This window comes from Shewanella sp. TB7-MNA-CIBAN-0143 (assembly GCF_040310065.1).
Classification (GTDB): Bacteria; Pseudomonadota; Gammaproteobacteria; order Enterobacterales; family Shewanellaceae; genus Shewanella.
In genome coordinates, this window is sequence record NZ_JBEOPL010000022.1 from 23,046 (window position 1) to 37,694 (window position 14,649).

The window sequence follows — 14,649 nt, forward strand, 5'->3', positions numbered from 1 at the left end:
TATTGCTTACCAGTACTCGTTTCGACTGACACTATATTGTGAATTAATAATGTTTTAGCCTAATAAAAAGCCAGTGATATTTATCACTGGCTTTTTTATGTGCTTAATTCGCGATGGTTAACACGCTTTAGTTAACAAGCTTTAGTTAACTCGCTATGGTTAACATTTGGTTTAACTTATTACGAGCAACAACCTTTCTCTTTATTGCCTTTTGGGATCATGTCCCACAATACTTTGGCCATTAACACCGCTAGCACGATACCAGAAACCGCCACTACACCTTGAGGTAATAAGGCATGCTCTTCACCAATCTGCGGCATCACTTCAAAACCAAAGGTATCAACTAGATAATTGACCAATACACCAAATACTAACGCCACACCGATAACACCACCTAGATAGCCATATAATGCACGCTTACCTAGCTCTTTAGTTACCACACCTAAAGTTGCAATGTTGGTCGCAGGGCCTGCCATCATAAAGACTAGTACAGCACCTGGTGATACTCCAGCTAATAGCAATCCTGCAGCAATGGGGGTTGAAGCGGTGGCACAGATATACATTGGGATCGACACGAGGACCATCACTAACATCGCCAGAATGCCATCACCCCACTTAACCAAAAAGTCAGCCGGCACATAAGTCTGCACGATGGCGGCAAAAAATAACCCGACTAATAACCACAAGGTGGTGTCTTTGACTAAATCTGTGGCTGCGTAATGCAAACCCGATAACACACGGCTAAATACACTGTTGTGTTTCAACTCTGTTGCCATATCTTGAGTCGATGCGCAGCAACTGGCTTCATCACTACTTTCACTTGGTACCTGGCTTAGCGATTTCGAGGCGCAACAACTGCTTGTTGCTGCCACTTCAGCTTGCACCTCAGGTTTGCTACTGCAACAGCTTGATGCAACCGTTTTAGCTTTTGTCTCATCTTTTACATCGTCTTTTACATCGTCTTTTACATCGTCTTTTACATCGTCTTTTACATCGTCTTTTACATCGTCTTTTAATGTAGTACTGCAACACGCTGAGGATGTAGATTCAATTGGTTTATCTGCAGTTTTACTGCCACAACAACTCTGCTTTGCTTCTGTAGTATTAGTTGAAAATGTACGCGCTGGCGTCATCGGGCTTAATACAGACTCATGCTTAACGGGTTCCGACTTAATCGCAGTCATTTTTACGCTAGCATTTTGCATTGTACCAGCGGTTGTTTTACATGTTGATGTCGCTTCAGAGCTGGCGTCTGAGCTAGCAGTTGATTTAGCTGCGCAGCATGATGATACCGGCTTGGCACTCGCTGATGAATCAGTGGCTGTTTTCGCTTTAGCAGATGTTGACGCAGGAATACCATCATCGTCATCACGGCCCACTAATAAACCCGCCACTATCGCACTGGTAATCGCCGCAATCGGGCGCACAATCGCCATAAAAGGCCCGAGTAAAACATAGGATACGGTAATTGAGTCAACGCCAGTTTCTGGGGTAGACACTAAAAAAGAGGTTGTCGCGGCTTTTGAGGCGCCAGCTCGACGCAAACCTACTGCTGCCGGAATAACGCCACACGAACACAAAGGTAAAGGCGCACCTAATAATGCCGCCTTCACCACCGTTTTCATTCCATGGCCGCCGAGTTGCTTTTGCATCCATGCCATCGGCACAAATACTTTTAACAAACCGGCCAGCACTAAGCCCAGTAACAACCAAGGGGCAGACTCTAAAAATAAATGAAGGAAATTGGTCAATAACATACTTAATCCTTATGACCCAAATTAGCAAAATGATGATGTTCTTTTTTAGCAATAATATGCTTGTCTGACGACTCTAACGCTTCGAGTATCGAGCAATGCTCGGCGCTATCTGGGCCACCACAACAGGTATTTGATAAACTTTTTAGCGATGTCGCAAAATGTTGTAGCTCAGCTAATTTCGTTTCTACTTGCTCAAGCTTAGTATCGACTAAACCTTTAACATCGGCACAGGCTCGATTAGACTTATCAACCTCAATAGATAGCAAATCGGCGATATCCTTAAGTGAGAAACCCACCGCTTTGGCACGTAAAATAAATTTAAGTCGTTCGGAGTCGCTGTGGTTATACAACCGATATCCGGCATCAGATCGGCTTGATGGCGACAGCAAACCATGTTTTTCGTAAAATCGTAATGTGTCAGCTTTGATGTCATACAAGGCTGAAATTTCGCCTATTCGATACATATGTTAATTCACCATCGTCATCTGAATTTTACCTGAGTATAAACCTTGGAGTTTAATCCAAGGTCAAGGGTTATTGGGTGATTATTTTTGCGTACCTTTGTTCTTATTTCAATATTGTGAAATCACACAGAAAAAACACCCAATAGAAGCGGTTTACGATAAAATACGCCCGCCTGATCACAACACAGTAAGCCTCGACGGTGTTAAGCAATCTAAAAAACACTATGAGGGACTTTGGTAAAGCAGACTTCAATTGACTCTGTTTTACTAAAGCTCCTTAAAATCAAACTAGCGGACCTGTACCTACATGAATAATGTCAGACCAATTCGTCGCGCGCTATTAAGCGTATCAGATAAAACTGGAATCCTTGAGTTTGCACAAGCGCTGCATGCACAAGGTGTTGAACTCTTGTCTACGGGCGGTACTGCAAAGTTACTTGCAGACAATAATATCCCGGTAATGGAAGTGTCTGACTACACGGGTCACCCAGAAATTATGGATGGTCGTGTTAAAACCCTGCACCCAAAAATTCACGGTGGCATTCTTGCTCGCCGCGGCATTGACGAAATCGTCATGGAACAAAACGCCATTAAGCCAATCGATTTGGTTGCGGTTAACTTGTATCCATTTGCTGAAACCGTTGCCAAACCAGGCTGCACCTTAGCGGATGCTGTTGAGAACATCGACATTGGCGGCCCAACAATGGTGCGTTCAACCGCTAAAAACCACAAAGACACTACGATTGTGGTTAATGCAAAAGATTACAGCCGCGTGATTGCAGAAATGCAAGCCAACAACGGCAGCACCACCTTAGAAACGCGTTTTGACTTAGCCATTGCAGCCTTTGAACATACCGCTGCTTATGACGGCATGATTGCTAACTACTTTGGTACTATGGTGCCAGCGCACAGTAACGACGAATGTCATGACGATTCAACGTTCCCACGTACTTTCAACAGTCAGTTTGTCAAAAAACAAGACTTACGTTACGGTGAAAACAGCCATCAAAAAGCGGCGTTTTATGTCGACACGCAAATTGATGAAGCTTCAGTTGCCAGCGCGATTCAGCTACAAGGTAAGGCTTTGTCTTACAACAATATCGCCGACACAGATTCAGCTCTTGAATGTGTAAAAGAATTCGAAGGCCCTGCTTGCGTTATTGTTAAGCACGCCAACCCTTGTGGTGTGGCATTAGGCGCTAACTTATTAGAAGCTTACGACCGCGCATTTAAAACCGACCCAACATCAGCCTTTGGTGGCATCATTGCCTTTAACCAAGAGTTAGATGCACAAACGGCGCAAGCCATTGTTGACCGTCAGTTTGTTGAAGTCATCATTGCCCCTAAAGTGAGCCAAGCCGCACGCGACATCATTGCTGCTAAAGCCAACGTGCGCTTATTGGAATGTGGTGAGTGGAATACTAAAACCACAACGCTTGATTACAAACGTGTTAATGGTGGCTTGTTAATACAAGATCGCGATCAAGGCATGGTGAACCTAGAAGACGTTAAAGTCGTGTCTAAGCGTCAACCAACGGCTGAACAGTTAAAAGACTTAATGTTCTGCTGGAAAGTGGCTAAGTTTGTTAAATCTAACGCCATTGTTTACGCTAAAGACGGCATGACTATCGGTGTCGGTGCTGGCCAAATGAGCCGCGTATATTCAGCTAAAATAGCGGGAATAAAAGCTGCCGATGAAGGCCTAGTGGTTGAAAATTCAGTCATGGCATCAGATGCGTTTTTCCCATTCCGCGATGGTATCGACGCAGCTGCAGCAGCAGGTATTAGCTGTATCATCCAACCAGGTGGTTCAATTCGCGATGAAGAAATCATCGCCGCAGCAGACGAGCACGGTATGGCAATGGTGTTTACTGGCATGCGTCACTTCCGCCACTAATAAACGCTAATATCAAATATGGGTATCGCTTATCAATCATGTTTTTGCTAAATGCTTTTGCAAAAATAGATAACAAGCGATACTTTTTAAATTTTGTTTAAACGAATTAGAGCATAGCTATTTTTTCTAGTTCAATGAAAGCACGCGCAGCTTATAAGTATAAGTGAGCATGCTTGAAGCAGAAATAGAGAACATAGCGCAGCTATAAAAGGATTAAAGATGCAGGTACTTATAATTGGTGGTGGCGGTCGTGAACATGCTCTAGCTTGGAAAGCGGCTCAGTCTGCTCAAGTAACAAAAGTGTTTGTTGCACCCGGTAATGCTGGTACGTCTTTAGAACCTAAGTTAGAAAACGTTGCGATTGATGTCGAACAAATTGACGCACTTGTGGCCTTTGCCAAAGATAACGCCATAGCGATAACTATCGTCGGCCCAGAAGTGCCATTATCGCTAGGCGTAGTTGATGCCTTTAATGGAGCAGGTTTAGCCATTTTTGGCCCAACCAAAGGCGCGGCACAGCTTGAATCTTCAAAAGCTTTTACTAAAGACTTTTTAGCGCGCCACAACATTCCTACTGCTGACTACTCAAACTTCACTGAGATTGCACCGGCTAAAGCTTATGCGGCAATATTAACCGCTAAAACGGGTTTCCCTGTCGTGATTAAAGCCGACGGCTTAGCAGCGGGTAAAGGTGTCATCATCGCAGCGGATCAAGTTGAAGCGGATGCGGCTATCGACGATATGCTAGCGGGCAATAAGTTTGGTGATGCTGGTTCTCGCGTGGTGATTGAAGAGTTTTTAAAAGGCGAAGAAGCCAGCTTTATCGTGATGGTAGACGGCAAAAACATTCTTGCTATGGCCACCAGCCAAGACCATAAAGCTCGTGACAATGCTGACCAAGGTCCTAACACCGGCGGAATGGGTGCATACTCACCAGCTCCTGTGGTAACACAAGCAGTACACGACTGGACTATCGCCAATGTTATTCGCCCAACGGTTGATGGTATGGCGGCTGAAGGTAATGTTTATACTGGATTTTTATACGCGGGCCTGATGATTTCACCAGACGGTAGCGCCAAAGTGCTTGAATACAACTGCCGTTTTGGTGACCCTGAAACCCAACCAATTATGATGCGCTTGCAGTCAGATATTGTTGAGCTTTGCTTAGCTGCGACTCGTGGTGAATTAGATAAAGTCACTGCAGAATTTGATCCTCGTGCAGCTGTTGGGGTAGTCATGGCTGCAGGTGGTTATCCTGACGCGTACAACAAAGGCGACGTTATTGACGGCTTAACCCTTGGCGACACTAACGGTAAAGTGTTCCATGCGGGTACTAGCATGAAAGACGGCCATGTTGTCACTAACGGCGGCCGCGTATTGTGCGCCACCGCATTAGGCAACACTGTGACTGAAGCACAGCAATCAGCTTATGCATTAGTAGATGCCATTCATTGGGATGACGTGTACTTCCGTACTGATATTGCTTATCGCGCTATTGCTCGTGAACAAGCTAAAAGCTAATAGTACATTGGGTTTAGTTCGTTGAAAAATCCCTGTGATGGCAACAACATCACAGGGATTTTTTATATCTGCTTGTAATGCTGAAGATTAATTACTGTTTACATTATCCATAACCCGCAATTTTTATGATTTAGATCACAAAAACGACTCTGTTCAAGGCGCAAGCTAGTAACTGAAAGGGAGTGTGATTACCTTTGCTGTTATTCAAACTCCTGCACTTTAGCTAACGTACTCGTAATGATTATTGGAGGATTAAATGAGAGTTAATACCAGCGACCTAATTTATCAAGGTGAAAAATCAGGCGTGCATAATTGGAATACCTTCTCGGGCAACTCTTTCTATTGGCATCCAGATTGGTTACATATTGCAGAAGATATGACAGGCCATAAAGCCCTAGAAAAAATTGATATTGCTGAAGGTGAAGCCACTAAAACTGATGCCGAAAATGCCATCTTAAAACATTTAAATAAATAACTTGCTTAATATTGCCATTAATAGCCATAAACTGCGTATCTAGATCTATCAAATCTGCACGTTTTCATGAGGATACTTCTGGTCCCACCAGATATCCTCAGCGGCTATTTATTCACATTAACCGACCTATTTGACATATATAACCACGCAAAGTAATTAACCAAGCATACTACTCAAAAGCTGCAGCAATCTGCCCATCTATAAATTATTACTCAAGCCTAACAATGTTCGACTTAACAGGCATTTTTATGTCAGGATGTGCTTCTGTTACAAATAAGTTACTAACTTATTATAATAACACTTAGCCAACTCACACGAATGAGATATTGGTCAAAAATAATAACAACAAAGGAAGTAGTATGTCTCAATCGGCGTCGTTCAAACCGTCTTCATCGGAGCACAAGCAACCCAGCTTACTTGATGCACTAATCCCCGTTTTTGCCCTTATTCTTATGCTCGCGGCAGCGGTTTATCTGTTTTCATCGGACAGCTCATCAGGCGCCAATCAAATCGCATTAGTGTTAGCGGCATGTATTGCAATGATCATCGGTTATAAAAATGGCTATAGCTGGAATCAAATGGAACGCGGTATCGTCAAAAGTATTGGGGTTGCGACGGGCGCATTATTAATTTTATTTAGTGTGGGTTCACTGATTGGTACGTGGATTTTAGCCGGTACAGTGCCGACGATGATTTATTATGGTATGCAAATCCTTAACCCAGACTACTTTTATACTGCCTGCTGTTTGTTGTGTGCGGTGGTTGCACTGAGTATTGGTAGCTCGTGGACCGTTGCAGGCACCTTAGGTATTGCCTTAGTGGGTATTTCGTCAGCAATGGGGCTAGACGTTAACATTACTGCCGGCGCTATTATTAGTGGCGCGTATTTTGGCGACAAAATGTCACCAATGTCTGATACAACAAACCTTGCCCCTGCGGTTGCGGGTACTGATATTTTCAGCCATATCCGCCACATGACATGGACCACAGTACCCAGCATTATCATTGCCCTGATTGGTTTTACTTTTTTAGGCCTTACAGCAGAGGCTGCCCCGATAGAAAACCAACTCGCAGATACCTTGGCTTTATTGGATAAGACCTATAGCCCAGGAATACATTTATTGATCCCGTTATTAGTGGTGTTGTATTTAGCTAACCGCAAAATGCCAGCGTTTCCAACGGTCATATTAGGTACGTTAGCTGGCGCGGTGTGCGCAGCATTATTTCAGTTTGATAACGTGATTGCCTTTGTACACGACGACACATTATTGCCAATGGTCGCGCTAGTGAAAGGTTTATGGATAGCCATGTTTGACGGCTATGTCGCCAACACAGGCGATGAAGTATTAGATAATTTATTAAGCCGTGGTGGCATGAGCAGCATGGTGACCACTGTGTGGCTAATTCTTTGTGCGATGGCCTTTGGCGGCGTGATGGAAGTCACCGGATTATTAAACCGTATTTTAGAAAGTATTCTTACCGTCGTCACCGGCACGGCCAGCTTGATTATTACCACCCTGGGCGTGTGTATTGGCGCGAACATTATTACTGCCGATCAATACATTGCCATAGTACTGCCAGGCAGAATGTTAAAGGTGGAATACACCCGCCGTAAATTAGCAGCTGTTAATTTAAGCCGCGCGCTAGAAGACTCAGCAACCGTAACCAGTCCGTTAGTACCCTGGAATACCTGTGGTGCCTTTATGGCAAGTACACTTGGCGTAGCCACTATCGCTTACTTGCCCTACGCCTTCTTTAACTTAGTCTGTCCGTTTATTAGTGCATCTTATGCTTATTTCAATTTCAAAATTGAGCCATTAGACGAAACTAGGATCAGCACTGGCGAAGTCGTTGGTTAACTAAAAAGTCGTCTATTAACCTAGAAATGGGCGATTAACCAAAACGGTCTTTTAACCAACCATAATGATAATAACCCCATTGCCCAAGCCGTCTTGCTTGGGTGAAGGGGAATTTAGGCAAGGGTTGCTGATACAAAGGCAAATTGGGTAAGGTTTCACCGGCAATACTTTGTGCTAAGCGATACGCAGCTTGGCTACTAAAAGACACTCCAGCACCGCAATATCCTAAGCTGTAACCCACGCCACCTTTACTGTACACATGGGGCATGTCATCCATGGCAGCAGCAATCCACCCGGTCCAATTATAAGCAACCGCTTTACTGGTTAAGCTTGGAAAGCACTTATTGAGCGCCATTTTTAAACGCTCACCGTAAACAGGGTTTGCAGCATCTTTGCCCCACACCGCGCCGCGGCCACCAAACAATAAACGGTTGTCGGGTAATAAACGGTAATAGTATTTTAAAATACGGGTGTCCATGGTCACTTGATGAGTATGCAAACCTGCCTGTGCAAGCTCTTGAGCGGTAAGCGGCTCGGTGACAATCACATTGCTTAATATCGGCAAAAACTTATCGTCTATGCGCTGGTTAAACCGTTTAGGCGTATAAGCATTGCCCGCCATAATGACTTTATTGGCAATCAGCTCACCTTTATCGGTAATTAAACGATGTTTACCGCCCTCTTCAATCCACTCTAATACGCAAGATTGCTCAGAAATAGTCACGCCTTGGTTTTGTACCATGTCCTTATAACCTAATAACAATTTAAGCGGATTAAGACCAAAACCGTCTTTTAAACGCAGCGCGCCAAAAGCTTGATGATGATCTAAATACTGGGCTCTAAAATCTTGGCTTGAAATAAACTCGGCACCTGAGTCTTGGCTGTCGGCTAAATGTTGTTGAATATAATTAGCGGCATTTTGCAGCGAGACCAATGCTTTGGGATTATGGGCCACCTTTAAGTAGCCCGCTTCTTGCGGTTCACAGGCGATATTATGTTGTTTGATTAACCCATCGACTCTAGCCACCGCTTGGGTGAATTCGTCGTATATGCCCTTGGTCGTTGCTAAGTCCCAACGCTTGGTCATGGCGGCATAACCTAATCGACCCGAGCCTTTTAATACAAAACCGGCATTACGGGCACTGGCACCAAAACCGACTTGGTTGGCCTCAAGCACATGGCACTCAATATTGAATTCGGTTGCCAAATAATACGCTGTTAATAAGCCTGTGTAGCCACCCCCCACAATAGCCACATCGGTTTGTTGGCAGCCAGACAATGCTGCGGTTGGTGCGGGTAAGACTTGAGTGCTTGCCCAATAGCTAGGAGCAAACGTTTGATTATTAGGGTGCGAGTTAATCAGCGGATCGTACATATTAGTCTTCTTTTTTATTATTGATTTAGACAGTAGACATTAAAATAGCAGTAGCATTTCACAGGCTACGCAATGACAATCTTCACCGCATAATACACAGATATAATCATCACCCATATAACGTTGATGCCAGCGCTGCGGATGCTGTTTAATTAACTTACCACCTGCCTTAGTAAAATAACGCACTGCAGCATTATTAGGGCTTTGCTGCCATAAATGACTTACCCCCGCCTTAGCCCCTTGTGCCATTACTGCAGCCTTGGAGGCCGCTAATAGCTTGCCACCAAGCCCTTGTCCTCGGCCAGATTCAGCAATAGTGTTTGATTTGAAATAACACACATCGTTAAAGTCAACGCCCCACTGATTAACCGTGCACCATTGATCTTGCAGCCATTGTCCCGCGGCATACGTTAACCGAAAGCCAATAAGTTGTTCATTTTCAAGCGCGACAAAATTGGCATTAATGCCATTTTTAATGCCTTTGTGATAAATCGCTGTGAGTTCTTCAATGTCCATATAACCACTGCCGTGGACTATTTCACCTAGGGTTATCACTGCATCAAAGTCAGCGGGAGTCAGTTGTCTAATCATTATTAACCTATTTTCTTCACACCTTAATTCAACTTGAGGTGAGCTCTTATTGTTGGTTTTAGCACACCATATCACACGTCATTATCGGTAAGTTAACGATGTTAATCTTTTGTGATAATTTGGCGATAAGTAGGTGAGATCCATTGTTCATACTGGTTGCAATTAAACAAAGGAGCTCGGTTATGAAACGTACACTAGTGACTGCAAGTCTTATGGCTGCTGGATTATTCAGCCTTCCAACTTTCGCTGCTGATATTGAAGTTAGCGTGACAAACTTAACTCACGGAAATCACTTCACCCCTATTTTGATCGCAGCCCACGACGCTGACAGCCACCTGTTTCAAGTCGGTACCGAAGCTTCTGCAGCGTTACAAAAAATGGCTGAAGGCGGTGACATTGCCGACTTAGATACAGCTGTAACCAGTAATGCAGGCGTAACATCAGCAAATCCGGCAATGGGTTTGCTTGCTGCGGGTGCCAATGTAAGTGGAGTAATGCTTGATACTGGCGACAACACCCATTTATCTATCGTAGCGATGGTGTTACCCACTAATGATGCCTTTATGGGCTTAGACGCTTGGGAAATCCCTACCGAAGCAGGCACGTATACTATGTACGTCAATGCATATGATGCAGGCACAGAAGCCAATGATGAAATCATTAATGGCGGCGGCATGTCTGGCGTACCGGGTATTCCGGCAGCCCCTGGTGGTGACGGTGGAGCTAATGGCACAGGCGTGATGGACAATTCTGACAACAGCAATGTACATACTCACCCTGGTGTTTTAGGTGACATGGACCCTGCTGGTGGTATGAGTGACTTAGACAGTCGCGTACATCGCTGGTTGAACCCTGTAGCCAAAGTTGTGGTGACAGTAAAATAAGGAGGTAGCCCATGAAACGCACTGACTTTACCCTTAAGCCCAGCTTAATCGCCATGCTGGCTGCTGCAACACTGCTTACTGCCTGTGGTGATGACGATGACGATACCGTTGTTGTTACCCCACCAGCTCCAGTGATGCAAACCTTCACGGTAACCGTGACTAACTTGACGGCTAACCAACCAATGTCGCCCGTTATCTTAGCCTCTCATGCTAGTGATGCCATGTTATGGAACGCCGGTGAAATGGCCAGCGAAGCACTTGAGAAAATGGCTGAAGGTGGTGATACTGCCGACATAGCAGCACTCAGCGTGATCAATAGCAGCGTTAACGGCACAGGCTTATTAATGCCTGGTATGTCAGAAACATTGACCTTGACCTTAGATGAAGCCGACGTAGCTAGCATTAGTTTGGCCACCATGTTGGTTAACACTAACGATGCTTTTACCGGTATTAACAGTTACACCATTGCCGGCATGGAAGTGGATGCAACAACCGCGATGAAGTTTATGGCTTATGATGCTGGCACTGAAGCCAACAGCGAAGCCAAAGGTACTATGCCAGGACCTGCTGATGGCGGCGAAGGCTTTAACGCTAGCCGTGATGATGTCGACTTTGTGCATATTCATCCGGGTGTTATTTCAATGTACGATGGCTTAGCTGATTCAGTACTGGGTGCATCGCATCGTTTTGATAACCCAGTGTTAGCTGTCACTATTATGCGTACTGAATAATCTTAATCGGTCGTATCGACTGAATGAATTTCAACCCGATTGAAATTTATTCTCCTCAAAGCGGGTCTAAGTATTAATGCAATTACTGGATTTGCTTTGAGGAAGTCACCATGAATGGAAACGCGAAACATAATGGCCATGTTTGTCCGCAACATATTTTGTTAGTAGAAGACGAACAAGACTTGGCTAAGTTAATCATACTTAACCTCAAAGCACTCAACTACAGCGTCGACCACGCCACCACCTTGAAGCAAGCCATGCACATAATCGAGCATAAAAAGCTCGACCTCATATTAATGGACCGCATGCTCCCCGATGGTGATGGCATTATGTTGTGTGAGCAACTACGCCAAGACGGTAAGGAAGTCCCGTTGATGCTATTAACCGCCAAAGATTCAGAAGCAGATGTGGTACTGGGCCTTGAAGCAGGGGCAGATGATTACCTCGTCAAACCCTTTAGCGTATTAGAGCTGCGCGCACGGGTAAAAGCACTATTAAGACGCGGCAAAGCCCAACATGAACAAACCCAACAAATTGAATTTAACAGCGTAACCATTAACTCCAGCACCCGTGAAGTTACCGCGTTTAATAAAGCGTTAACCCTCACCGCCCGCGAATTTGATTTACTGCTATTTTTAGCCAAACACCCGCAACAAGTCTTTAGCCGCATGCAACTGTTAGAAGCAGTATGGGGCTATAACTACGACGGCTATGAGCACACAGTAAACAGTCACATCAACCGTTTACGTAACAAGCTTTCTTTGTGCTCACCTGAACATGATCTTGTCAAAACAGTGTGGGGCGTAGGTTACAAATTTTCACCACCAGAGGTGCAAACCAACTAATGAATCGCTTATTTAATCGGTTGTTTTTAGCATCCACAATCATCGTGTTATTACTGTTTGTGGCGTTATGGCAATGGTTGCAACTTAACCATGAATTCAGCCGTAATCAAATTCAGCAATCACTACACCTACAACTTGCTGAACACATGGCACATATCAACCCTTTGTTATCGCAAGGGATCACGTCAGACGCCGCGCTTAAAGAAGCTTTTCACGACTTTATGCTGTTAGGGCCAAGCTTTGAAATTTACACCTTAGATCCAGATGGCAAAGTGATTGCTTATGACGCCAAAGAAGAAAAAATTAAAACTCATCGAGTCGATACTACAATCATTCAGCAGGTTTTAAATGGCGACAACCTCCCAGTGCTTGGCACAGATCCGCGCAGCGAAGATACCCACAAGATTTTTTCCGCTAGTAAACTCATCACCGAAGATGGACTGCACAGTGGTTATTTGTATGTGATCATTGGCGGTGAAGATTACGACAGCTGGCAAGCACTGATTAACGCCGAAAACCAACCTAAAATCTGGGGCGCTACAATCGGTTTTTGGATTATTTTTGCTTTAGTGCTATTCGTGATTTTATTGCGTTATTTTACCCGCCCAATCCAAAAACTCGCTCAAGACTTAACCGAGCTTAAAAACACGCCGATGTCTGACGAACTGATGCTCCCCCAGCGCTATCGTGGCAGCTTAGAAATAAGCCAGCTCAGCCATCATATCAATCATTTATTGCAAGAAATCCAATTGCAACAACAGCAAGTTAAACGCCAACAACAGGCCAAACACGACTTTTTACTGCATTTGTCACATGACTTAAAAACCCCGCTTACCGCATTGTTAGGTTATATCGATACTTGGTTAATATTACCCGAGCACGAGCGCGACGAGGCGCTGATCCAATATGCTGCAAACTCAGGCCAAACCTTACAGCAGCTACTGGCACAATTATTAGAATTGGCCGCCCTCGAAAATGGCCAAATCGATGCGCAACTGCAACAAGTCAACCTAAGCGAACTGCTTAGTGATATTGAACAAACCTTTACTCCTCGAGCAAAAAAGCTCGGGGTTCAATTAGATTTTGACATCAACCATGCTAGCCAAATCTATACCGACCCTGCACTAATGCGCCGCATACTCAACAACTTGGTCGATAACGCCCTGCGCTACACTCCCGCAGGTGGCAAGATACAAATCATCAATGCACAACACAATGGCCAACAATGGTTAACCGTGCGTGACACAGGTGCAGGCATGCACAAGCATGAAGTTGATGCCCTTAAACAATTGTCGATGACGACATTGTCGTTTGAAGCGAATCAAAGTCTGCCACAACTCGGCGTCGGACTCGCCATCGTCAGGCAGTTATTAGGCTTATTGAAATGCAGAATTGAAATAGACAGCCAACCAGGCGTAGGCAGCGAATTTAAGATAGAGCTTGTGACGCAGGGTTAATCTCATTTTTGAATCGCAAATGATCAGCGATTTCATCATATATTCAATTGGTACTGACTCAGGTTTGTTTATCATTAAGCTTCAAAGTAAACAAAATCAATTATATCTAAACAGAAGAATTAGAACTAAGTCCTAACAAAAATTTGAGTTACTGTGAGTTAACAACATGGCCTGCGGCCACTAACGTCGTGGCGCTTCGCCCACACCAGACCAAGAGGAAACCAACGGCTGTTCCCTCTTGGAACTCCCAGCCACCCCGCAACATTTTCAAACAGCGAAAAGTCGCCATGGGGATTGATCCAGCTTTTAACTTCATTTGTATGCTGCTTCGGACTTATTCTAAAATGCTAACGCTTCCGATGGGGCGTCCCTTCCCCTCGAAAGCTAGCTGGCCGTCCATGGCCAGCTCACGTCATTTTCTTCAACGTCCTCAATAATATGAAACCTGAAAGTGTTAAATCAGTTATAAGCTTTAAATAACTGGCAGCCATAAATAAAGCTAAATCGAATAAATAAAAATTCAGGTGCAGATGAGCCAGCGAGTATCCGAAACAGGGATGTTTTGGTTAAGCCCACATGGAAGTGCTTGCGGCGTCTCGCTGGATTATCTGCACGATAGCCTGCGGCAGGCAATTGGTTAGATTGAAGTTTTAGACTTACATTTAGAATTAACATCAATAATATAGAAAGCTAAACTTTTTAAAACTGGTATTAATTAATAATGGATGGCACAGTTAATACTCATTTCCCCCCCAAAGCTTGTCGAGTAGACCTTTGAGTGTTACAACACTCG

Annotated in this window: 12 protein-coding genes; 8 read left to right on the forward strand and 4 right to left on the reverse strand. The window is 44.4% G+C overall.

All coding sequences use genetic code 11. The features are described 5' to 3' along the window. Positions 1 to 179: 179 nt before the first annotated feature. Positions 180 to 1,757: an SO_0444 family Cu/Zn efflux transporter gene (locus AAEY97_RS16795; protein ID WP_351000209.1), complete on the reverse strand. Its 1,578-nt coding sequence runs from the start codon at positions 1,755 to 1,757 to the stop codon at positions 180 to 182. Between the two features lie 2 nt (positions 1,758 to 1,759). Beyond that, positions 1,760 to 2,221 (reverse strand): Zn(2+)-responsive transcriptional regulator, encoded by a 462-nt coding sequence (zntR, locus tag AAEY97_RS16800; protein ID WP_192115399.1) that lies wholly within the window; start codon positions 2,219 to 2,221, stop codon positions 1,760 to 1,762. Positions 2,222 to 2,528: 307 nt separating this feature from the next. Here zntR and purH point away from each other — a divergent pair, with 307 nt between their 5' ends. The 4 genes from purH (at position 2,529) to nhaC (ending at position 7,973) form a co-directional block, all read left to right on the forward strand. Continuing rightward, a complete protein-coding gene (gene purH / locus AAEY97_RS16805; RefSeq protein ID WP_351000213.1) occupies positions 2,529 to 4,118 on the forward strand; it encodes a bifunctional phosphoribosylaminoimidazolecarboxamide formyltransferase/IMP cyclohydrolase in 1,590 nt (529 codons plus the stop codon). Positions 4,119 to 4,337: 219 nt separating this feature from the next. Continuing rightward, positions 4,338 to 5,639, forward strand: a complete 1,302-nt coding sequence (gene purD, locus AAEY97_RS16810; protein ID WP_351000216.1) for a phosphoribosylamine--glycine ligase — start codon at positions 4,338 to 4,340, stop codon at positions 5,637 to 5,639. A 256-nt stretch (positions 5,640 to 5,895) separates the two neighbouring features. Then, entirely contained in the window at positions 5,896 to 6,114 is a 219-nt protein-coding gene (locus AAEY97_RS16815) for a hypothetical protein (protein ID WP_162022228.1), read from the forward strand. A gap of 359 nt (positions 6,115 to 6,473) precedes the next feature. After that, complete coding sequence (gene nhaC, locus AAEY97_RS16820; protein WP_351000220.1) at positions 6,474 to 7,973, forward strand: Na+/H+ antiporter NhaC; 1,500 nt, start codon at positions 6,474 to 6,476, stop codon at positions 7,971 to 7,973. Between the two features lie 34 nt (positions 7,974 to 8,007). On the opposite strand, the gene AAEY97_RS16825 is transcribed toward nhaC, so the two are convergent. Together AAEY97_RS16825 and AAEY97_RS16830 are read right to left on the reverse strand one after the other, a co-directional pair. Beyond that, on the reverse strand, positions 8,008 to 9,348 hold the full coding sequence (locus tag AAEY97_RS16825) for an NAD(P)/FAD-dependent oxidoreductase (RefSeq protein WP_351000223.1): 1,341 nt from the start codon (positions 9,346 to 9,348) through the stop codon (positions 8,008 to 8,010). Positions 9,349 to 9,387: 39 nt separating this feature from the next. After that, a complete protein-coding gene (locus tag AAEY97_RS16830) occupies positions 9,388 to 9,939 on the reverse strand; it encodes a GNAT family N-acetyltransferase (RefSeq protein ID WP_351000226.1) in 552 nt (183 codons plus the stop codon). Between the two features lie 182 nt (positions 9,940 to 10,121). Between AAEY97_RS16830 and AAEY97_RS16835 the strand changes: the two genes are divergently transcribed. The 4 genes from AAEY97_RS16835 (at position 10,122) to AAEY97_RS16850 (ending at position 13,856) form a co-directional block, all read left to right on the forward strand. Next, positions 10,122 to 10,823, forward strand: coding sequence for a spondin domain-containing protein (locus AAEY97_RS16835; protein ID WP_351000229.1), 702 nt, complete (start codon positions 10,122 to 10,124; stop codon positions 10,821 to 10,823). A gap of 11 nt (positions 10,824 to 10,834) precedes the next feature. After that, positions 10,835 to 11,554, forward strand: a complete 720-nt coding sequence (locus AAEY97_RS16840; protein ID WP_162022224.1) for a spondin domain-containing protein — start codon at positions 10,835 to 10,837, stop codon at positions 11,552 to 11,554. A 110-nt stretch (positions 11,555 to 11,664) separates the two neighbouring features. Then, the gene (locus AAEY97_RS16845; RefSeq protein ID WP_162022223.1) at positions 11,665 to 12,399 is read left to right on the forward strand and encodes a response regulator transcription factor; all 735 of its coding nucleotides are present in this window, start codon (positions 11,665 to 11,667) and stop codon (positions 12,397 to 12,399) included. Beyond that, a complete protein-coding gene (locus AAEY97_RS16850) occupies positions 12,399 to 13,856 on the forward strand; it encodes a sensor histidine kinase (protein WP_351000233.1) in 1,458 nt (485 codons plus the stop codon). Before AAEY97_RS16845 ends, AAEY97_RS16850 begins: the two co-directional genes overlap by 1 nt. Positions 13,857 to 14,649 lie beyond the last annotated feature (793 nt).

Coding starts and splice junctions, on each gene's coding strand:
- AAEY97_RS16795 (WP_351000209.1), bottom strand. CDS start 1,757: ATGTTATTGACCAATTTCCTTCATTTATTTTTAGAGTCTGCCCCTTGG.
- zntR (WP_192115399.1), bottom strand. CDS start 2,221: ATGTATCGAATAGGCGAAATTTCAGCCTTGTATGACATCAAAGCTGAC.
- purH (WP_351000213.1), top strand. CDS start 2,529: ATGAATAATGTCAGACCAATTCGTCGCGCGCTATTAAGCGTATCAGAT.
- purD (WP_351000216.1), top strand. CDS start 4,338: ATGCAGGTACTTATAATTGGTGGTGGCGGTCGTGAACATGCTCTAGCT.
- AAEY97_RS16815 (WP_162022228.1), top strand. CDS start 5,896: ATGAGAGTTAATACCAGCGACCTAATTTATCAAGGTGAAAAATCAGGC.
- nhaC (WP_351000220.1), top strand. CDS start 6,474: ATGTCTCAATCGGCGTCGTTCAAACCGTCTTCATCGGAGCACAAGCAA.
- AAEY97_RS16825 (WP_351000223.1), bottom strand. CDS start 9,348: ATGTACGATCCGCTGATTAACTCGCACCCTAATAATCAAACGTTTGCT.
- AAEY97_RS16830 (WP_351000226.1), bottom strand. CDS start 9,939: ATGATTAGACAACTGACTCCCGCTGACTTTGATGCAGTGATAACCCTA.
- AAEY97_RS16835 (WP_351000229.1), top strand. CDS start 10,122: ATGAAACGTACACTAGTGACTGCAAGTCTTATGGCTGCTGGATTATTC.
- AAEY97_RS16840 (WP_162022224.1), top strand. CDS start 10,835: ATGAAACGCACTGACTTTACCCTTAAGCCCAGCTTAATCGCCATGCTG.
- AAEY97_RS16845 (WP_162022223.1), top strand. CDS start 11,665: ATGAATGGAAACGCGAAACATAATGGCCATGTTTGTCCGCAACATATT.
- AAEY97_RS16850 (WP_351000233.1), top strand. CDS start 12,399: ATGAATCGCTTATTTAATCGGTTGTTTTTAGCATCCACAATCATCGTG.